Here is a 20,544-nt window from a genome sequence, read left to right as displayed (position 1 = left end):
TCACCGTGGCTTGCGGCGCTCCTCGGCCTTGCGCTTGAGCTCTTCGGCTCGGGCCTTGGCCTGGTCCTTCCAGCCACCCTCACGCTCGACCTTGTCGCGCAGCTCTTCGGCTCGGGCCTTGGCCTGGTCCTTCCAGCCACCTTCACGCTCGACCTTGTCGCGCAGCTCCTCGGCTCGGGCCTTGGCCTGGTCCTTCCAGCCGCCCTCGCGCAGGCCGCCGGGGCTCGGCCGTACGCCGTCGCTGCCGGCGCCCGTGGAGTGCGTCCCGGCTGCGGGCGGCCCGTCGATGCCATCGGTGGACTCGCGACCGATGTCGTCCGCGGTGGTGGCCGGGAGCTCATCGCCGGGCGGGGTGACGCTCGCGGCAGGGCCGCCCGAGGTCGGCGTACCTGCGGCAGTGGAGGTTCCCCAGAAGTCATCTCCGGCGCGGCGAGCGCCGCGGCGGGGGGCGTCTGCTGGGCGAGCCGGTGCAGGACCGGTCGGCAGCGTGCCGACCGGGCGGTCATCGTCGCCCGGGGCCGGGGCCGGGGCCGTCTCGGTCACGGGCGCAGGGTGAGTCGCGGGCGCAGACGCGGTCGGCTCCGCGCTGTTGCGCGGCACCCGGCTGTGCGCCGGCTCGTCGACCCGCGCTTCCTCGTGGCGCTCCGGCGCCGGGACGTCCGACCGGGAGCGATCACCTGTGTCGGCCTGTGTGGTGACGTAGGGGCGGTCGGCGCGGATGTCGTACGCCGGTGCGGTCGAGTCGACGCCCATCTCCTCACGCACACGCGGCGCCGGGCTCACCTTGCTGCGCACGGACGGGGTCACGTCATCGCGCCGGCTCGGGACATCGGCGCCGGGCTGGGCAGCGCGCTCATCGGTGGGCGCTGCGGCCGACGGGCGGGTTGTCGTGGCTGTCTCGTCGTGGGTGGGTTTCGACGCGTCGGTGCCGCCGGTGGCGGCCCGGGCGTCGCGCTGCAACCTCTCGGCTCGCGAACGGTCCTGCTCGCCTGCGGCGCGCTCGGCCTCGAGCCTGCGCGATCGGCCACGTCGCGAGAGCGCGACGGCGAGGCCGATCAGCAGCAGGAGCACGATCACGCCGAGAACGATCCAGATCCAGTTGTTGTCGTCCATGCTGTCCTCCTCGAAGGCAGCCGACGGCCGGTCACGTGCAGCCGACGGCAACACTGTGCTGTGGCCAACGTACCCAGACCGTGGGACGCGCCACCAGACGCGACGCGCGGGACTCACCCGTGCATCGAAGGAGGCGCCCGTGCCACGCACCCGTCACGAGCTGGAGGCGGAGCTGGTCGCGTACTACGACCAGGAGGTCACCGCGCTCCGAGATCGTGAGGTCGAGCCGCGACGTACGCAGGCGCGTTCGTGCTTCGTCGAGATTCTCGAGCGGGAGGGTCGGGACGCGCTGCTGGAGGTCGGTGCTGGCCCGGGCCGCGACGGCGTGGCGTTCCAGGCGGCAGGCCTCGCCTACGTCGGCGTCGATCTTGCTTCCGCGAGCGTGGCGGCATGCACGGCCATCGGCCTCGACGTCCGGGTGGGCACGGTGCACGACCTGCCCTGGCCTGACCGGACGTTCGACGCCGTGTGGACGATGAGCACGCTCCTGCAGGTGCCCGACCTCGACCTCGGCTCGGCGCTCGGTGAGGTGACGAGGGTGGCGCGGCCAGGTGCGCCGATCGCGATCGGCCTCTGGGGTGCGCCCGAGTCACGCGAGCAGTACTTCGGCGACCGGTTCTTCAGCCTGCGCAGCGACGACGACCTGTGCGCTCGCCTCGCGGACCACGGCACGGTCGAGCAGCTGATCACCTGGCCGGGCGAGGGTGACCTGCACTACCAGTGGGTGGTGCTGCGCCGAACCGGGTGACCGTCGTACGGGCGGGTCGTCGGTCGCCGACATCGATCGGCGACAATGGCGGGGTGCCTGATGAGTCCCCGCTGTCCCCGGACCTCGCCGCGCGTCTGAAGCGTGACGCCTACGGCCTGGTCGCCGCAGTCGTCCAGCAGCACGACACCGGTGAGGTGCTGATGCTCGGCTGGATGGACGACGAGGCTCTGCACCGCACCCTCACCGAGGGCCGGGTGACGTTCTGGTCGCGCAGCCGCGGCGAGTACTGGCGCAAGGGTGACACCTCCGGGCACGTGCAGCACGTGCGCTCGGTCGCGCTCGACTGCGACGGTGACGCGCTGCTGGTCCGTGTCGACCAGGTCGGGGCCGCCTGCCACACCGGCGAGCGCACCTGCTTCTTCACCGACCTGTCGGCGGTGAGCGCGTGAGCGCTGACGTCCACGTCGACCTGTCCTGGGGCACCGTCTGGCCCAACCTGCAGGTGTTCAGCGAGCTCGCTCGAGAGCGCCGGGTCATCCCCGTCGTACGCCGGCTGCTCGCTGACGGCGAGACCCCGCTGGGCGTCTACCGCAAGCTCGCCCAGAACCGACCGGGCACGTTCCTGCTGGAGTCCGCCGAGCACGGGGGCATGTGGTCGCGGTACTCCATCGTCGGCGCATCCAGCCGGGCGACGCTGACCGAGCGCGACGGTGAGGCGACCTGGCTCGGCGAGCCGCCCGTCGGCGTACCCGTCGACGGTGACCCCACGCAGGCGCTGCGCGACACCGTGGCCGCTCTGGCGACCCGGCCGATCCCGGGCCTGCCGCCGCTCACCGGCGGCATGGTCGGGACCGTGACCTACGACGCCGTACGCCGGTGGGAGCGTCTCCCCGACAGCAGCACCGACGACCTCGACCTGCCCGAGGTCGCGATGATGCTGGCCACCGACCTGGCGGTGCTCGACCACCGTGACGGGTCGCTGCTCCTGGTCGCCAACGCGATCAACTACGACGACACCGACGAGCGTGTGGAGCAGGCCTGGGCCGATGCGGTGGGTCGCCTGGACCGGATGACCGAACAGCTCGCCGCGCCGGCCGAGTCGACCGTGGCCGTCCCGCGCCCCGTCGACCTGGAGCCGACCAGCACCCACACCCGTGAGCAGTTCCACGACATGGTCGAGCGCTGCAAGGAGGACATCCGCGCCGGCGAGGCGTTCCAGATCGTGGTGTCCCAACGGTTCTCCGTCGAGTGCGCGGCCGACGCGCTCGACGTCTACCGCGCCCTGCGGGCGTCCAACCCCAGCCCCTACATGTACCTCCTGCGGCTGCCGCACCCGGACGGCTCGACGTACGACGTCGTCGGCTCGAGCCCGGAGGCGCTGGTCAAGGTCTCGGGCAGCAGCGTGATCACGCACCCGATCGCCGGCTCACGACCGCGCGGCAAGACGCCCGAGCAGGACCAGCTGCTCGCCGATGAGCTGTCGCGTGACCCCAAGGAGCGCGCCGAGCACCTGATGCTCGTCGACCTGTCGCGCAACGACCTGCAGAAGGTCTGCGTCGCGGGCACGGTCGACACGGTGGAGTTCATGGAGGTACGCCACTACAGCCACATCATGCATCTGGAGTCGACCGTCGTCGGCGAGCTCGCCGACGGGCGCAGCGCGTACGACGTGCTCGTCGCCACCTTCCCGGCAGGCACGCTGTCGGGGGCCCCGAAGCCGCGGGCCATGCAGATCATCGACTCCTACGAGGGCCGCCGACGTGGGGTCTACGGCGGAGTCGTCGGCTACCTCGACTTCGCCGGCGACCTCGACATGGCGATCGCCATCCGCACGGCCGTGCTCAAGGACGGCGTCGCCCACGTCCAGGCCGGCGCCGGCATCGTGGCCGACTCGGTGCCCGAGAGCGAGTACCAGGAGACGATCACCAAGGCCGCAGCGGCGCTGCGAGCCGTCTCGACCGCGACCGGGATGGGAGCTCCGCGATGACCTCCAAGCGCACGGTCCTGCTGGGCTCGCTCGTCGCTGCCGTCGTGCTGCTCGCGTGCGGTGGACGGACGTGGGTCGAGGGAGCCGTGCACGACGCCGTCCTGCGCAACAGCACCGTCTCCGTGTCGGGCAACGACGCAGCCGGAGGGGTCGTCGCGGCGGCGCTCGTGGGTGCGGCCGCGACGGTCGCGACCGCGACCGGCGGACGCGTCGTGCGGTGGGTCGGCGCGGTGGCGACGCTGCTGGCCGGGGTGCTCGCCGTCGTCCTCACCGTCGGGGTCCTGGTCGACCCCGCGGGTGTGGTCGGTGAGCACGCTGCCGAGACGACGGGCCGTACCGGTTCGGTCGACGCCGACGGGTCGGTCACCGTCTGGGTGTGGCTCTCGCTGCTCGGCGCGGTGCTGCTCACTGCTGCGGGCGGTCTGGCGCTCGCCGGTATCCGCCGCTGGGTCGGGCTGTCGTCCAGGTACGACGCACCGACCGGCGAGGCCCGCAGCGCTCGTGAGGCGTCCGACTGGGACCGGCTCTCGCAGGGTCAGGACCCCACGGTCGACGGCACCACCGACCCACCCCGCTGACCACTCACCTTCCTGCCTGCCACAATGTCCCCGACGCCACGTCGGCGACCAGCCCCTCTCGAAGGAGTCCATCCGCATGTCTGACCAGCAGCACGACGACCACGGCAAGAGCGTCGCGGCCTGGACCGGCGTCTACTCGCTCATCCTCGGCTCGGCCCTGATCTCGGTCGGCGTCTACTTCGGTGCGCACCTGTGGACGATCCTCGGTGTCGTCGTGTGCGTGGTCGGCATGATCGGTGCCGTGGTGCTCAGCAAGGCCGGCTTCGGCGTCGAGGCCAAGCGTCTGCAGGCCCACGGGCAGCAGGGCGTCCGCTAGGCAGACGGGCCCCAGGGCCACCACGGCCGGCGGGTAGCCTGCTGCGGTGCCCACAGTCCTCGACGACATCATCTCCGGGGTCCGTGAGGACCTCGACGTACGCCAGCGCGCCCTGCCGTTCTCCGCGGTGCAGCAGCTCGCGACCGACGCACCCGCTGCGCGCGACGCGAGAGCCGCTCTGACCGCTCCCGGGGCGGTCAAGGTCATCGCTGAGGTCAAGCGCAAGAGCCCGAGCAAGGGTGAGCTGGCCACGATCCCGGACCCGGCCGAGCTCGCCGCCGCGTACGCCGCGGGCGGTGCCTCGGTGATCTCGGTCCTGACCGAGGAGCGGCGGTTCGGCGGATCGCTGGCCGACCTCGACGCCGTCCGCGCCGCCGTCGACGTCCCGGTCCTGCGCAAGGACTTCATGGTGTCGGAGTACCAGCTGTGGGAGGCCCGCGCGCACGGTGCCGACGTCATCCTGCTGATCGTCGCGGCACTCGACGACCCCCAGCTGCGCGATCTCCATCAGCTGGCCGGTGAGCTCGGCATGACCGCCCTGGTCGAGGCCCACGACGAGGCCGAGACCGACCGGGCTGTCGACCTGGGTGCGCAGGTCATCGGCATCAACGCCCGCAACCTCAAGACGCTCGAGGTCGACCGGGCCGTGTTCGCCCGGCTCGCGCCCCGTGTGCCCGAGACCGCCGTACGCGTCGCCGAGTCCGGCGTACGAGGCCGTGACGACGTCGCTGACTACGTCGCGTCCGGTGCCGACGCGGTGCTCGTCGGTGAGGCGCTCGTGACGGGCGGAGACCCGCGCGAGGCGGTCGGCGTACTGCGAGGAGGAGCCACAGCATGAGCGACAACCGCATCGGACGATTCGGCGACTACGGCGGCCGCTACGTCCCCGAAGCCCTCGTCGCTGCGCTCGAGGAGCTCGACGAGCAGCGTTCCAAGGCGATGCACGACCCCGGTTTCCTGGGCGAGCTCGCCCAGCTGCACCGGTCGTACACCGGTCGTCCCAGCATCATCACCGAGGTGCCGCGCTTCGCCGAGCACTGCGGTGGGGCGCGCGTGGTCCTCAAGCGTGAGGACCTCAACCACACCGGGTCGCACAAGATCAACAACGTCCTCGGCCAGGCCCTCCTGACCAAGCGGATGGGCAAGCGGCGGGTCATCGCCGAGACCGGCGCGGGTCAGCACGGCGTCGCCACCGCGACGGCCGCGGCGCTGCTCGGTCTGGAGTGCGTCGTCTACATGGGTCGCGTCGACACCGAGCGCCAGGCCCTCAACGTCGCTCGTATGCGCCTGCTCGGGGCCGAGGTCGTCCCCGTCGACCACGGCAGCCGGACCCTCAAGGACGCCGTCAACGAGGCGTTCCGCGACTGGGTGACCCACGTCGACCACACGCACTACGTCCTCGGCACGGTGACCGGCCCGTACCCGTTCCCCGAGATGGTCCGCGACTTCCACCGCATCATCGGCGTCGAGGCGCGCCAGCAGATGCTCGACGAGATCGGCCGGCTGCCCGACGCCGTGTGCGCCTGCGTCGGTGGAGGCTCCAACGCGATGGGCATCTTCCACCGGTTCATCGACGACCCCGACGTCCGGCTCATCGGCCTCGAGGGCGGGGGAGAGGGCGTCGACTCCGGCCGCCACGCGTCCCGTTTCAGCGGTCAGGCCACGCCAGGCGTGCTGCACGGCGCGTTCACCTACGTCCTGCAGGACGACGACGGCCAGACCATCGAGTCGCACTCGGTGTCCGCCGGGCTCGACTACCCGAGCGTCGGGCCTGAGCACGCCTACCTCAAGGACATCGGCCGCGCCGAGTACCACCCGGTGACCGACGACGAGGCGATGGAGGCGTTCCGCCTGCTCGCGCAGACCGAGGGCATCCTGCCGGCGATCGAGAGCTCGCACGCGCTGGCCGGCGCGATGAAGGTCGGGCGCGAGCTCGGCCCCGACGGCCTGGTGCTCGTCAACCTGTCCGGACGCGGCGACAAGGACGTCGACTCGGCCGCGCGATGGTTCGGGCTGCTCCCGGACGAGGAGGAGCAGTCATGAGCGGCAGCCGCGTGAGCGCCGTGCTCGCTGACACCAAGGCACAGGGGCGGTCTGCACTGGTCGGGTACCTCCCGGTCGGCTTCCCGACGGTCGAGGGCTCGATCCGTGCGATGGAGGTCATGGTCGAGAACGGCGTCGACATCGTCGAGATCGGTCTGCCCTACACCGATCCGCTGATGGACGGCCCCGTGATCCAGACGGCTGCGACGCGTGCGCTGGAGAACGGTGTGCGGGTCGCTGACGTCTTCAAGGCCGGCGAGGCCGTCTCCGCCGCCGGTGCTGCGGCGCTGGTGATGACCTACTGGAACCCGGTCCTGCGCTACGGCGCTGACGCGTTCGCTCGGCAGCTGAGTGCCTCTGGCGTGTCCGGGCTGATCACGCCCGACCTGGTGCCCGACGAGGCCCAGGACTGGATCACGGCCAGCGACGCGCACGACCTGGACCGGGTCTTCCTGGTGGCTCCGAGCTCGACCGACGAGCGCCTGGTGAGCACGACTGCTGCATCGCGCGGCTTCGTCTACGCCACCTCGTTGATGGGCGTGACCGGCGCCCGGGCGAGTGTGGGCGAGGCCGCCTCGGTGCTGGTCGAGCGCGTACGCCGGGTCACCGACGTACCGGTGTGCGTCGGCCTGGGCGTCTCGACAGGGGAGCAGGTCCACGAGGTGGGCCAGTTCGCCGACGGGGTCATCGTCGGCTCCGCGCTGGTGCGCTGCCTGCTCGACGCGCCCGACCTCGACAGCGGTCTGCAGGCACTCGGTGCGCTCACCCGCGAGCTCGCGGCCGGCTGTCGTCGATGAGCACGACCACGGCGGTCCTCGGCAGCCGTTCCGGCGTCAAGGACTGGGTCGGGCTCCTGGCCAGGCTCCTGCTCGGCGGCGTGCTGCTCGTGGCCGGCCTGCTCAAGATCACCGCACTGGGCAGCTCCCGCACCGCGACGCGCGCCTATGAGCTGATGCCTGTCGACGTCGCCAACTTCGTCGGCACACTGCTGCCGATCGCCGAGATCGTCCTCGGCCTGCTCCTGATCCTCGGGCTGCTGACACGCGGCTCGGCGTTGCTCGGCGGGCTGCTGATGCTCGCGTTCATCGCAGGCATCGCCTCGGCCTGGGCACGCGGGCTGACGATCGACTGCGGCTGCTTCGGCGGCGGTGGCTCGGTGGCCGCAAACAAGACCAAGTACCTCCAGGAGATCGTGCGCGACGCGGGCCTGGCCCTGTGCGCCGCCTGGTTGGTGGTCCGCCCGCAGAGCCGGTGGAGCCTCGACGGCCGGCTCTGGGGCTGAGATCGTCCGACCCCGCTGCGCGGGCTCAGGGCTGCGGGAGACACTGTGGGCATGCCTCGCCCTGACGCCTCGGAAAAGCTCGCTGCGACCAAGCCCAAGGACGGCCCGCCCAGGGCGCTGATCGCCACGGTGATCGCCGTGGTGGTCGTCATCGTCGCGGGCGCGACCTTCCTGATCTCGGCCAACCCGTTCGGCAAGCTCGATGCCTCCGGGCCCCAGACCTCGCAGTCCGAGGGCAACGGCGTCGTGATGTACCCCGGCAAGGCCAAGCCCGGTGTCCCGGTGGTCGACATCTACGAGGACTTCCAGTGCCCGATCTGCAACGAGCTCGAGAAGGCCAACGGTGCATCGATCCACGAGCTCGCGCAGCGCGGTGACATCAAGCTCGTGTCGCACATGATGTCGTTCCTCGACGACAACCTCGGCAACGACTCCTCCAAGCGCTCGGCCAACGCCGCCTTCTGCGCCGCTGATGCCGGCAAGTTCGCCGAGTACCACAAAGCCGTGTTCGCCGGTCAGCCCGCCAAGGAGGGCCAGGGCTACACCGACGACCAGCTCAAGAAGACGTTCGCGGCTGACGCCGGCATCACGGGGCAGCAGCTGACGACGTTCACGCAGTGCGTCGACAAGGGCACCTACGACGACTACGTGAAGGACACCGAGAAGCGTTCCAACGACGACGGGGTCAACGGCACACCCACCGTCAAGATCGACGGCACCGCGCTGTCGGAGGAGCAGATGGCTCAGCTGATGCAGCAGAAGGGCTCGTTCCCGGCCGTGCTGAAGGCGGCCCAGGGCCAGTGATCACCTCCATCCCGAGCCCGACCTCCGGAGTCTGGGACCTCGGCCCGTTCCCGTTGCGTGCCTACGCGATGTGCATCCTCGCCGGCATCGCGGTGGCGATCTGGATCTGCGGACGTCGGCTGGTCCAGCGCGGCCACCAGGTCGATGACGCGCTCACCGTGGCGTACTGGGCAGTTCCGTTCGGCATCGTCGGCGGTCGGCTCTACCACGTCATCACCACGCCACAGCCGTACTTCGGTGAGCACGGGCGACCCGTCGACGCGCTCAAGATCTGGCACGGCGGGCTCGGCATCTGGGGTGCGGTCGCCCTCGGCGCGCTGGGTGCCTGGATCGGCTGCCGGCGCCACGGCATCGCGTTCCTCGACTACGCCGACGCCGCTGCTCCCGGTGTCGCGGTCGCGCAGGCGATGGGCCGGTGGGGCAACTACTTCAACAACGAGCTCTACGGGCGGCACACCGACGTGCCCTGGGCTCTGGAGATCCACCAGTGGGACAACGGCCAGGCCGTCCGCAACGCCGCGGGCGACGCCGTACTCGTCCCCGGCGGCCCGTTCCACCCGACGTTCCTGTACGAGTCGCTGTGGTGCCTGCTCATCGCGCTGGTCGTGGTGCTGCTCGACCGTCGCCGCGGACTGGGACGTGGTCGCTCGTTCTCGCTCTACGTGATGCTGTACCCGATCGGCCGCATCGTGTTCGAGCTGATGCGCAGCGACCCGGCCAACCACGTGCTCGGACTCCGCGTCAACGTGTGGGTCTGCATCGCCGTGTTCCTGGGCGGGCTGGCGATGTTCGTCTGGTGTGGCCGGCGCTCCCCGGACGGGACCGTCGCCGCGCGCGACGCTGTCTCGACATCTGAGACGTAGCGTCCATGTTGTGAAACGACGCAGCCGCCGATAAAGTGTTGTGACTGACCACGCTGGCCAACGCCGTCCCGCTTGGATCTTCTGCCCGACGCCTTGTTCAGCGCAGGCGTCCCGACGATGACAGGACGGTGAGTCGACGATGGGTCTCGCCCACTTCTCCGCCCACCCGCAGGCCGAAGGCCTGTACGACCCCGCTCAGGAGCACGACGCGTGTGGCGTGGCCATGGTGGCCACCATGCGCGGCAGTGCGGGCCACGACATCGTGGACCACGCCCTGACGGCACTGCGCAACCTGGAGCACCGCGGTGCGACGGGCGCTGACCCCGCGGTCGGTGACGGCGCCGGCATCCTGACCCAGGTGCCGGACGCGTTCTTGCGCGAGGTCGTCGACTTCGACCTCCCGGAGGCGGGCTCGTACGCCGTCGGTCTGGCCTTCTTGCCGACCGACCCCGACAGCCAGTGGCACATCGGTGAGCAGCTCGACGTGCTCGCGGCCGAGGAGGGCCTGCGCGTCATCGGCTGGCGCGACGTGCCCACCGACCCGACGCTCGTCGGCCAGATGGCGCTCGACACGATGCCGGTGTTCCGGCAGGTGTTCGTGGCCGCGGCCGAGGGTGAGCTCTCGGGTGTCGAGCTCGACCGGTTGGCGTACTGCCTGCGCAAGCGCTCCGAGCACGAGCTGGCGGTCTACTTCGCCTCGCTCTCCTCGCGCACGGTGGTCTACAAGGGCATGCTCACGACCGAGCAGCTCGAGCCGTTCTTCCCCGACCTGTCCGACCGTCGGTTCGCCACCGAGCTCGCGCTGGTCCACTCGCGCTTCTCGACCAACACCTTCCCGTCGTGGCCGCTCGCGCACCCGTTCCGGTTCATCGCCCACAACGGCGAGATCAACACCGTGCGCGGCAACCGCAACTGGATGAGCGCCCGCGAGTCCACGCTGGCCAGCGACGTCATCCCGGGCGACCTCTCGCGCATCTTCCCGGTGTGCACGCCCGAGGCGTCCGACTCGGCGACGTTCGACGAGGTGCTCGAGCTGCTGCACCTGGGCGGTCGCAGCCTGCCCCACGCGGTGCTGATGATGATCCCGGAGGCGTGGGAGAACCACGAGACCATGGATCCCGCGCGCCGGGCTTTCTACGAGTTCCACTCCACGATCATGGAGCCCTGGGACGGGCCGGCCTGTGTGACGTTCACCGACGGCACGCTCGTCGGCGCGGTGCTTGACCGCAACGGTCTGCGCCCGGGGCGCTACGCCGTCACCAGCGACGGTCTGGTCGTGCTCGCGTCCGAGGCAGGCGTGCTCGACCTCGACCCGGCGACGGTCGTCCGCAAGGGCCGCATGCAGCCCGGCAAGATGTTCCTGGTCGACACCGAGCACGGCCGCATCGTCGGCGACGACGAGGTCAAGGCCGGCCTCGCCGCCGAGAACCCGTACGAGGAGTGGCTGCACGCCGGCATCGTGCGGTTCGAGGACCTCCCGGAGCGTGAGCACGTCTGGCACACGCCGGCGTCCGTCGTACGCCGTCAGCAGACCTTCGGCTACACCCAGGAAGAGCTGCGCGTCCTGCTCGCACCGATGGCGCGTTCGGGTGCCGAGGCGCTCGGCTCGATGGGCACGGACACCCCGATCGCGGTGCTGTCCGAGCGCCCACGGCTGATCTTCGACTACTTCAGCCAGCTGTTCGCCCAGGTCACCAACCCGCCGCTCGACGCGATCCGCGAAGAGCTGGTCACCTCGCTCGGCACCTTGATGGGTCCGGAGAGCAATGCCCTGGAGGCCACTCCGGCGCACGCCCGTCAGCTCGAGCTGCCGTTCCCGGTCATCGACAACGACGAGCTGGCCAAGATCGTCCATCTCAACTCGCGCGGCGACATGCCGGGCTACGCGACGTACGTCATCCGCGGCACCTACCGCGTCGCCGGCGGTGTCAGCGCGATGCGCGCACGTCTGCAGGGCATCTTCGCCGAGGTGTCGCAGGCGATCGAGGACGGCCACCGCTTCGTCGTGCTGTCCGACCGCGACAGCGGCCCGGCGTTCGCGCCGATCCCGTCGCTGCTGCTGACAGCGGCCGTGCACCACCACCTCATCCGTGAGAAGACCCGTACGCAGGTCGGCCTCATCGTCGAGGCGGGCGACGTCCGCGAGACCCACCATGTCGCCCTGCTCGTCGGCTACGGCGCCGCCGCGATCAACCCCTACCTCGCGATGGAGTCCGTCGAGGACCTCGTCCGTCGCGGCGTCATCACCGACGTCACGCCGGAGCAGGCGGTCCGCAACCTCATCAAGGCGCTCGGCAAGGGCGTCCTGAAGGTCATGTCCAAGATGGGCATCTCGACGGTGGCCTCCTACCGCGGTGCGCAGGTGTTCGAGGCGACCGGTCTGTCCCAGGAGCTCATCGACTCCTACTTCACCGGGACGACCTCGCGCCTCGGTGGCGTCGGTCTCGACGTCATCACCCAGGAGGTCGCCGAGCGGCACGCGACGGCGTACCCGAAGGACGGCAACGCCAACTCCCACCGCACGCTCGAGGTGGGCGGTGAGTACCAGTGGCGTCGTGAGGGCGAGCCGCACCTGTTCAACCCCGAGACGGTGTTCCGGCTGCAGCACTCCACCCGTCAGCGCCGCTACGACATCTTCAAGCAGTACACCGCGGCCGTCGACGACCAGTCCGAGCGGCTGATGACACTGCGTGGTCTGTTCGGCTTCGCCGGCGACCGCACGCCCATCTCGATCGACGAGGTCGAGCCGGTGAGCGAGATCGTCAAGCGCTTCAACACCGGTGCGATGAGCTACGGCTCGATCAGCAAGGAGGCGCACGAGACGCTCGCGATCGCGATGAACCGTCTCGGTGCGCGCTCCAACACCGGTGAGGGCGGCGAGGACGCCGACCGTCTGGTCGACCCCGAGCGCCGCTCGGCGATCAAGCAGGTCGCGAGCGGTCGGTTCGGTGTGACCTCGCACTACCTCACCGAGGCCGACGACATCCAGATCAAGATGGCGCAGGGTGCCAAGCCCGGTGAGGGCGGTCAGCTGCCCGGCCACAAGGTCTACCCGTGGGTCGCCAAGACCCGGCACTCGACGCCGGGTGTCGGTCTGATCTCACCGCCGCCGCACCACGACATCTACTCCATCGAGGACCTGGCTCAGCTGATCCACGACCTCAAGAACGCCAACCCGCAGGCGCGCATCCACGTCAAGCTGGTCAGTGAGGTCGGTGTCGGCACGGTCGCGGCAGGTGTCTCGAAGGCGCACGCCGACGTCGTCCTGGTGTCCGGCCACGACGGCGGCACGGGCGCCTCGCCGCTCACGTCGCTGAAGCACGCCGGCGGGCCGTGGGAGCTCGGTCTCGCCGAGACCCAGCAGACCCTGCTGCTCAACGGCCTGCGTGACCGGATTGTCGTCCAGACCGACGGCCAGCTCAAGACCGGTCGTGACGTCGTGATCGCCGCGCTGCTCGGTGCCGAGGAGTACGGCTTCGCGACCGCACCGCTCGTCGTCAGCGGCTGCATCATGATGCGCGTCTGTCACCTGGACACCTGCCCGGTCGGCATCGCGACCCAGAACCCTGACCTGCGTGAGCGATTCACCGGCAAGCCCGAGTTCGTCGAGACGTTCTTCGAGTACATCGCCGAGGAGGTCCGCGAGCTGCTCGCCGAGCTCGGGTTCCGCACGCTGGACGAGGCGATCGGCCAGGTCGGCGTGCTCGACACCTCGCGTGCGGTCGACCACTGGAAGGCCAGCGGCCTCGACCTCGCGCCGATCCTCAAGGACGTCGAGCTGCCGGAGGGTGCGGCTCGCCGCCAGGTGGTCGCTCAGGACCACGGTCTGGAGAAGGCTCTCGACCAGCAGCTCATCGCGATGAGCAAGGACGCCCTGGACAACCAGGCACCGGTCCGGATCGAGGTGCCGGTCAGCAACGTCAACCGCACGGTCGGCACGATGCTGGGCCACGAGGTCACCAAGCGCTACCCCGAAGGCCTCGCGGACGACACGATCGACGTCTCGTTCACCGGTGCGGCCGGTCAGTCGTTCGGTGCGTTCGTGCCGGCGGGTGTCACGCTGCGCCTGTACGGCGAGGCCAACGACTACGTCGGCAAGGGCCTCTCCGGCGGCCGTGTCGTCGTACGACCCCTGCGTGAGGCGTCCCTGGTCGCCGAGCGCAACGCCATCGCCGGCAACGTCATCGGCTACGGCGCGACGAGCGGCCAGATCTTCCTGCGCGGCGTCGTGGGGGAGCGGTTCTGCGTCCGCAACTCCGGTGCGACCGCCGTTGTCGAGGGTGTGGGCGACCACGCCTGCGAGTACATGACCGGTGGTTCGGTGCTCGTCCTCGGTCCGACCGGCCGAAACTTCGCGGCGGGTATGTCCGGTGGGCACGCCTATGTGCTCGACCTCGACGAGAGCCAGGTCAACCCCGAGCTGGTCGATGTCATCGGCCTGCGCGAGGACGACATCACGTTCGTGCGAGACCTGCTGCGCAAGCACGTGGAGTGGACCGACTCCAGCGTCGCGTCCCGTCTGCTGGCCGACTGGCCTGCAGCGGTCGAGCGCTTCTCGCTCGTTCTTCCTCGCACCTTCCAGAAGGTGCTCGACGTCCGTACCGAGGCCGCCGACGAAGGCCTCGACCCCGACAGCCCCCAGGTGTGGGAGCGGATCATGGAGGCCAACCGTGGCTGACCCCCGTGGATTCTTGACGACGCGTGAGCGCGAGCTGCCTGCTCGTCGGCCCGTGCCGGTCCGGATCAAGGACTGGCGCGAGGTCTACGAGGAGCAGGAGCTCGGCCAGCTGCAGCGCCAGGCCGGTCGCTGCATGGACTGTGGAATTCCCTTCTGCCACAACGGTTGTCCGCTGGGCAATCTGATCCCGGAGTGGAACGACCTCGCCTACCGGGGCGACTGGGCCGACGCGATCGAGCGGTTGCACGCGACCAACAACTTCCCGGAGTTCACCGGGCGGCTGTGCCCGGCACCGTGCGAGACCGCGTGCGTGCTCGGCATCAGCCAGCCCGCCGTGACGATCAAGCAGGTCGAGCTGACCACCATCGAGGAGGCCTTCTCGCGCGGCGGCGTCGACCCGCAGCCGCCGGCACGGCTGACCAACAAGACCGTGGCCGTGATCGGCTCGGGCCCGGCGGGCCTGGCCGCCGCGCAGCAGCTGACGCGCGCGGGTCACACCGTGGCGGTCTACGAGAAGGCCGACAAGCCTGGTGGTCTCCTGCGCTACGGCATCCCCGAGTTCAAGATGGAGAAGTCGGTTCTCGACCGCCGCATCGAGCAGATGACGGCCGAGGGGACCCGCTTCCGCTGCAACCGCAGCGTCGGCGACGACATCACCGGTGCCCAGCTGAAGGAGCGGTACGACGCCGTCGTCCTGGCGATGGGCGCGACCGTGCCGCGTGACCTGCCGGTGCCCGGCCGTGAGCTCGGCGGCATCGTCCAGGCGATGGACTTCCTGCCCGACGCCAACCGGGTCGCCCTCGGTGAGACCGTCGAGGACCAGGTCGTGGCGACCGACAAGGACGTCGTGATCATCGGCGGCGGTGACACCGGTGCGGACTGCCTCGGCACGTCCATCCGGCAGGGCGCGCGGTCGATCACCCAGCTGGAGATCATGCCCCAGCCGACGCAGGACCGCCCGGCCCACCAGCCCTGGCCGACCTACCCGATGCTCTTCCGTGTGGCGAGCGCGCACGAGGAGGGCGGCGAGCGGGTCTACGCCACGAGCACCAAGGAGATCCTCGGCGACGAGGACGGCAACGTCCGGGCACTGCGTCTGGTCGAGGTGCGGATGGGCGAGAAGGGCTTCGAGGAGGTCGAGGGCACCGAGCGCGAGATCCCGGCCCAGCTGGTCCTGCTCGCCATGGGCTTCCTCGGTCCGGAGCAGGAAGGTCTCATCGAGCAGCTCGGCCTCGAGACGGACGAGCGGTCCAACATCGCCCGCGATGCAGCGTTCATGACGTCCGAGCCCGGTGTGTTCGTGGCCGGTGACGCCGGTCGAGGGCAGTCGCTCATCGTCTGGGCGATCGCCGAAGGCCGTTCTGCGGCCAAGGGCGTCGACGCCTACCTGACGGGCTCTTCGGTACTGCCCGCGCCGATCCGACCGACCGATCGGCCGCTCACGGTCTAGTCATCCAGCCGCCCGCGCAGGGCTGCTGACAGTTACCCGCCCGTACGCCGGATGCCCCGGCGTATGGGCGGTTCTGTTCGATAGTGTTGGCTTATGCGTCGTGCCAAGATCGTTGCCACTCTCGGACCCGCCACCTCGACACCGCAGCGCGTGCACGAGCTGGTCGCCGCCGGTATGGATGTGGCCCGGCTCAACCTGTCGCACGGCACACACGACGTCCACGAAGAGGTCTACGCCAACGTGCGGCGGGCGTCCGACGAGACCGGCCGTGCGGTCGGCGTACTCGTGGACCTGCAGGGGCCCAAGATCCGTACCGGCACCTTCGCGGGCGGTCCGGTCACGCTCAGCAACGGGGACCGCTTCACCATCACGGTCGATGACGTCGAGGGCGACCAGGAGCGCGTGTCGACCACTTACCGGGGGCTGCCCGGCGACGTCCACCCCGGCGACCGGCTGCTGATCGACGACGGCAAGGTCGAGCTGCGCGCGATCGAGGTCACCGACACCGACGTGGTGACCGAGGTGGTCGAGGGCGGTGTCGTCTCGGACCACAAGGGCATCAACCTGCCGGGCGTCGCGGTCAGTGTGCCGGCGTTGTCGGACAAGGACGAGGAGGACCTGCGCTGGGCGCTCACGCTGCGTGCCGACCTCATCGCCCTGTCCTTCGTCCGCAGTGCCTCCGACATCGACCGCGTGCACGAGATCATGGACGAGGTCGGCAACGGACGGCTGCCGGTCATCGCCAAGATCGAGAAGCCGCAGGCCGTCGACAACCTCGCCGAGATCGTCGACGCCTTCGACGGCATCATGGTCGCCCGCGGTGACCTGGGCGTCGAGATGCCGCTGGAGGACGTCCCGATCGTGCAGAAGCGCGCGGTCGAGCTGGCTCGTCGTGACGCCAAGCCGGTCATCGTCGCGACGCAGGTGCTTGAGTCGATGATCGAGAACTCCCGCCCGACGCGGGCGGAGGCGTCCGACTGCGCCAACGCCGTGCTCGATGGCGCCGACGCGATCATGCTGTCCGGCGAGACGAGTGTGGGTGCCTGGCCGATCGACGCCGTGCGCACGATGGCCCGCATCATCGAGAGCACAGAGGAGCACGGCCTCGAGCGCATTCCTGACCTCGGTACGCGCCCCCACACCAAGGGCGGCGCGGTCACCGCAGCGGCGGCCGAGATCGGTGACCTGCTCGATGTGAAGTACCTGGTCACCTTCACGACGACCGGCGACTCGGCGCTGCGCATGGCGCGCATCCGCAGCAAGCGACCGATGCTGGCGTTCACGCCCAACCAGGCGACGAGGTCTCAGCTCGCTCTGGTGTGGGGTGTCGAGACGTTCCTGATGCCGCAGGTCAAGCACACCGACCAGATGGCGGCGCAGGTCGACGAGACCCTGCTGTCCTCGAAGCGCTGCGCCGAGGGCGAGACCGTGGTCATCGTGGCGGGTTCGCCTCCCGGCATCCCGGGCTCGACCAACGCGCTGCGCGTGCACCAGATGGGCGATGCCAAGAACCAGGTCGCACCCGCCTACCAGGAGCTCGACCGGCCCTAGGTCTTCATCCCGACGAGTGCGGCGAGCGCGGCGGTGCACCCCTTCGATGGTCTGTTCGGAGTGGTTGGTGAACTGCCACCGCGGACAGATGTAGACAGGGCCATGGACGTGGCTGTTCGTGCTGCCCGACACCTGTCGCGGATGTGGTGGTGCCCCGGGTGGGATTCGAACCCACACTGTGCGGAGTTTGAGGCCGCCTTCTCTGCCAGTTGGAATACCGGGGCTTGCGCGATGGACACCGTAGCCGATGCAGGAGGCCTGTTCCCAACCGCAATGGCTTTCACCCGGCGAACGGGAATGTGTACCAGCGGTCCATCCGGATCATCTGCTCACCGTCCACCACCGCGTGGTCGAACGTCACGAGCGAGGCGCTGCGGGCCGTGAACGTCACCGGCTCGATGCGGCGGTTCGCGCGCACCCACGACACCAGCCCGGCGGGGTCGGCGATGTCGTCGGCCAGGTGAATCACGTTGGTGTAGAAGATGTCTCGCGTCAGCCCGAGGTCTCGTTCGTACGACGCGTCGTCGCCGAGCTCGTCCTCGACCGCCTCCATCAGCGGCCAGCCGTCGACGGCCTCGAGCTGAGCCATCACCGAGATCGCGGTGAGCGTCACACCGGTCAGGGTGAACGTCGGCGGGGGAGTGCGACTGACCGCGCGTTCGAGGGCTGCCGCGCACCGGCGTACGAACGCGTCTTCCTTGCGAGTGGCGGCCCGCCGCGGCTCCAAGGCCCGCAGCGTGATGTGCGCGGCCTCGGGATGACCGGTCACGAAGTGGCCGGGCCCGACGAGCGTGCGCGCGGCGTCGGTGAGTGGTCGCAGAGCGCAGGTCAGCTCCGGAGGCTGGTCGACGACGAGGCTGATCGGCCAGCGGCCGTTCTCCTCGGGCACGACATCGCGGCGGTGATCACCGGCCTGGGCCAGAGGGGCGGAGCGCTCGAACAGGGCATCGAAAGGGCTGGGCACCGCGGCATCCTCACACGCGAGCACGCGTCCCGGGCCGTACGACGCACGCGCCGCCGCTGGGCTACGCGTCGGTAGGGTGAGCGGGTGACCGAGAGCAGCAACGAGCACACCGTCGACAGCACGACCCCGGGCGAGCGCCTGCGCGTGCTGGTCGCCGAGGACGAGGCCCTCATCCGGATGGACCTGGCCGAGATGCTGGGGGAGGCCGGGTACGACGTCGTCGCCGAGGTCGGCGACGGCGAGCAGGCCGTGGCCAAGGCCCGCGAGCTGCGGCCCGACCTGATCGTCATGGACGTCAAGATGCCCGTCCTCGACGGGATCTCGGCCGCCGACCAGATCGGCTCGGAGTCGCTCGCGCCGATCGTCATGCTCACGGCCTTCAGCGATAAGGACCTCGTCGAGCGCGCGAGCGACGCCGGGGTCATGGCCTACGTGCTCAAGCCGTTCACCCTCGATGACCTGCGCCCGGCGATCGCGGTGGCCACAGCGCGCTGGTCCGAGCGCGAGCTGCTGCGCCAGGAGGTCGCCGGCCTGGGGGAGCGGCTGGAGACGCGCAAGCGCCTCGATCGGGCCAAGGGCATCCTGATGAAGCGCCTGGACATCGACGAGGCAGCGGCGTTCCGCTGGATCCAGAAGACCGCGATGGACCGGCGCCTGGGGATGCGCGAGATCGCGGACGCCGTGATCGACGGCATGGGCGGCGACTCCGCGTAAGGAGCAAAGTGCGTGTGACCCCCGTCGCAGGCGGCAGATTGGTCACGACACATCACAGTTGCGTCGAATGCGCCTCCGGGCGGTGTGGTGCGGGCTAGTTTCGAGCGACCCTTTGCGGAGGGGACCGACGGGTCGGGAGTGACGCCGTCAGCTCATCACCGCTTCACCACACACACGGAGGCTGATCGTGTCCCGGTCAATCAAGGCATCTGCGGCCCTTGCCGCACTCGCGCTGACTCTCGCAGGCTGCGCCAACGACACCAGCGGCGGCGACAGCTCGGGCAGCGGCGGTGGCGGTGGGTCCGCTGCGACTCAGCTGCCCGCTCAGTCCAGCATCGACGTGCCGGCCGACGCGGTGAAGCCCGCCGGTGACGGCAAGGCCACCTGCGCCAAGGGCACGACCATCGCCTACGTCGGTGCGATGACGGGCGACAACGCCCAGCTCGGCATCAACATCTACAACGGTGTCCAGCTGGCCATCAACGAGCACAACAAGGCCAACCCGGGCTGCCAGGTCACCTTCAAGAAGGTCGACACCGAGGGCGACCCCAACAAGGCCACCGGCCCGGTCACCCAGGTGACCAACGAGAAGAACGTCGTCGGCGTCATCGGCCTCCCGTTCTCCGGTGAGTCCAAGGCCACCGGCAAGATCTTCGAGCAGGCTGGCCTGGTGCACATCACGCCGTCGGCCACCGGCCCGGCGCTCACCAAGAACGGGTGGACGACGTTCTTCCGTGGCCTCGGCAACGACAACGTCCAGGGCCCGGGCGTCGGCAAGCTCGCCGACAAGCTCGGGGCCAAGAAGGTCTTCGTCGTCCAGGACGACTCCGAGTACGGCACCGGCCTGGCGGCGACGTCCACGAAGGCGCTCGGTGACAAGCTGGCCGGCACCGACAAGGTGACCACCAAGCAGAAGGACTTCTCGGCGACCATCCAGAAGATCCTCAACTCCAAGGCGGACGCGGTCTTCTACTCCGGCTACTTCGCCGAGGGTGCACCGCTGGACCAGCAGCTGGTCGGCAAGGGCTTCAAGGGCACGTTCATCGGGCCCGACGGTGTCAAGGACGACCAGTTCATCAAGCTCGCCGGTGACGCGTCCAAGAACGCCTACTTCACCTGCCCGTGCATCCCGGGCGAGCTGATCAAGGACTTCGCCACGGCCTACAAGGGTGTGTCCGGCAACAAGGAGCCCGGCACCTACTCGGTCGAGGGCTACGACGCCGCCACCGTGCTGCTGAGCGGTATCGACAAGGGCAAGACGACCCGCCCGGCGCTGAAGGACTTCGTCAAGACCTACGACGCCCAGGGCCTGAGCAAGAAGTACAAGTGGGACGCCACGGGTGAGCTCGCCGAGCTGCCCGTCTACGGCTACCGCGTCGACAACGGCAAGATCGTCTCGGTCGGCGTGCTCTGACCTGAAGCAGTCAGCGGGAGGCCCGTCCGTGACCCGGGCGGGCCTCCCGTTCTCCACCGAGCCCAGGAGGCTTCACCC

At 69.9% G+C, this 20,544-nt stretch carries 18 protein-coding genes and 1 tRNA gene; 16 read left to right on the top strand and 3 right to left on the bottom strand.

What is annotated here, in order from left to right:
- On the bottom strand, positions 1–1,113 hold the full coding sequence (locus VV01_RS22790; protein ID WP_050669625.1) for a hypothetical protein: 1,113 nt from the start codon (positions 1,111–1,113) through the stop codon (positions 1–3).
- 139 nt (positions 1,114–1,252) lie between these two features.
- On the opposite strand from VV01_RS22790, the gene VV01_RS23840 reads away from it, so the two are divergent.
- The 14 genes from VV01_RS23840 (at position 1,253) to pyk (ending at position 17,374) form a co-directional block, all read left to right on the top strand.
- Positions 1,253–1,861 carry a class I SAM-dependent methyltransferase gene (locus VV01_RS23840; RefSeq protein WP_050671831.1) on the top strand — a complete coding sequence of 203 codons (609 nt, stop codon included), beginning with the start codon at positions 1,253–1,255 and terminating at the stop codon, positions 1,859–1,861.
- A gap of 53 nt (positions 1,862–1,914) precedes the next feature.
- Positions 1,915–2,271 (top strand): phosphoribosyl-AMP cyclohydrolase, encoded by a 357-nt coding sequence (gene hisI, locus VV01_RS09220; RefSeq protein WP_071606540.1) that lies wholly within the window; start codon positions 1,915–1,917, stop codon positions 2,269–2,271.
- Positions 2,268–3,809, top strand: a complete 1,542-nt coding sequence (locus VV01_RS09215; protein ID WP_050669624.1) for an anthranilate synthase component I — start codon at positions 2,268–2,270, stop codon at positions 3,807–3,809. Before hisI ends, VV01_RS09215 begins: the two co-directional genes overlap by 4 nt.
- Positions 3,806–4,387 (top strand): Trp biosynthesis-associated membrane protein, encoded by a 582-nt coding sequence (locus VV01_RS09210; protein ID WP_050669623.1) that lies wholly within the window; start codon positions 3,806–3,808, stop codon positions 4,385–4,387. Before VV01_RS09215 ends, VV01_RS09210 begins: the two co-directional genes overlap by 4 nt.
- Before the next feature lie 76 nt (positions 4,388–4,463).
- Complete coding sequence (locus tag VV01_RS09205) at positions 4,464–4,703, top strand: HGxxPAAW family protein (RefSeq protein WP_050669622.1); 240 nt, start codon at positions 4,464–4,466, stop codon at positions 4,701–4,703.
- 46 nt (positions 4,704–4,749) lie between these two features.
- Complete coding sequence (gene trpC / locus VV01_RS09200) at positions 4,750–5,541, top strand: indole-3-glycerol phosphate synthase TrpC (protein ID WP_050669621.1); 792 nt, start codon at positions 4,750–4,752, stop codon at positions 5,539–5,541.
- Positions 5,538–6,746 (top strand): tryptophan synthase subunit beta, encoded by a 1,209-nt coding sequence (trpB, locus tag VV01_RS09195; RefSeq protein ID WP_050669620.1) that lies wholly within the window; start codon positions 5,538–5,540, stop codon positions 6,744–6,746. Before trpC ends, trpB begins: the two co-directional genes overlap by 4 nt.
- Complete coding sequence (gene trpA, locus VV01_RS09190) at positions 6,743–7,543, top strand: tryptophan synthase subunit alpha (RefSeq protein WP_050669619.1); 801 nt, start codon at positions 6,743–6,745, stop codon at positions 7,541–7,543. Before trpB ends, trpA begins: the two co-directional genes overlap by 4 nt.
- Positions 7,540–8,028, top strand: coding sequence for a MauE/DoxX family redox-associated membrane protein (locus VV01_RS09185; RefSeq protein WP_050669618.1), 489 nt, complete (start codon positions 7,540–7,542; stop codon positions 8,026–8,028). The genes trpA and VV01_RS09185 overlap by 4 nt, the downstream gene beginning before the upstream one ends.
- 51 nt (positions 8,029–8,079) lie before the next feature.
- The gene (locus tag VV01_RS09180) at positions 8,080–8,832 is read left to right on the top strand and encodes a DsbA family protein (RefSeq protein WP_157508786.1); all 753 of its coding nucleotides are present in this window, start codon (positions 8,080–8,082) and stop codon (positions 8,830–8,832) included.
- A complete protein-coding gene (gene lgt / locus VV01_RS09175; RefSeq protein WP_050669616.1) occupies positions 8,829–9,695 on the top strand; it encodes a prolipoprotein diacylglyceryl transferase in 867 nt (288 codons plus the stop codon). The genes VV01_RS09180 and lgt overlap by 4 nt, the downstream gene beginning before the upstream one ends.
- A gap of 139 nt (positions 9,696–9,834) precedes the next feature.
- Positions 9,835–14,373, top strand: coding sequence for a glutamate synthase large subunit (gltB, locus tag VV01_RS09170; protein WP_050669615.1), 4,539 nt, complete (start codon positions 9,835–9,837; stop codon positions 14,371–14,373).
- A complete protein-coding gene (locus tag VV01_RS09165) occupies positions 14,366–15,823 on the top strand; it encodes a glutamate synthase subunit beta (protein ID WP_050669614.1) in 1,458 nt (485 codons plus the stop codon). The genes gltB and VV01_RS09165 overlap by 8 nt, the downstream gene beginning before the upstream one ends.
- Before the next feature lie 93 nt (positions 15,824–15,916).
- On the top strand, positions 15,917–17,374 hold the full coding sequence (pyk, locus tag VV01_RS09160) for a pyruvate kinase (RefSeq protein WP_050669613.1): 1,458 nt from the start codon (positions 15,917–15,919) through the stop codon (positions 17,372–17,374).
- Positions 17,375–17,521: 147 nt separating this feature from the next.
- Here pyk and VV01_RS09155 read toward each other — a convergent pair.
- Together VV01_RS09155 and VV01_RS09150 are read right to left on the bottom strand one after the other, a co-directional pair.
- A tRNA-Leu gene (locus VV01_RS09155) sits at positions 17,522–17,598 on the bottom strand.
- Positions 17,599–17,654: 56 nt separating this feature from the next.
- The gene (locus tag VV01_RS09150) at positions 17,655–18,338 is read right to left on the bottom strand and encodes a hypothetical protein (RefSeq protein WP_050669612.1); all 684 of its coding nucleotides are present in this window, start codon (positions 18,336–18,338) and stop codon (positions 17,655–17,657) included.
- Between the two features lie 84 nt (positions 18,339–18,422).
- Between VV01_RS09150 and VV01_RS09145 the strand changes: the two genes are divergently transcribed.
- Both VV01_RS09145 and VV01_RS09140 read left to right on the top strand, forming a co-directional pair.
- Positions 18,423–19,052, top strand: coding sequence for an ANTAR domain-containing response regulator (locus VV01_RS09145; protein WP_050669611.1), 630 nt, complete (start codon positions 18,423–18,425; stop codon positions 19,050–19,052).
- A 187-nt stretch (positions 19,053–19,239) separates the two neighbouring features.
- Positions 19,240–20,466, top strand: a complete 1,227-nt coding sequence (locus VV01_RS09140; RefSeq protein ID WP_231635196.1) for a branched-chain amino acid ABC transporter substrate-binding protein — start codon at positions 19,240–19,242, stop codon at positions 20,464–20,466.
- Positions 20,467–20,544: the final 78 nt, after the last annotated feature.

The sequence above is a fragment of the Luteipulveratus halotolerans genome, assembly GCF_001247745.1.
Lineage (GTDB): Bacteria > Actinomycetota > Actinomycetes > Actinomycetales > Dermatophilaceae > Luteipulveratus > Luteipulveratus halotolerans.
Note: the sequence above shows the minus strand (reverse complement) of the source record. Positions and strands in the feature narration are given on the sequence as shown.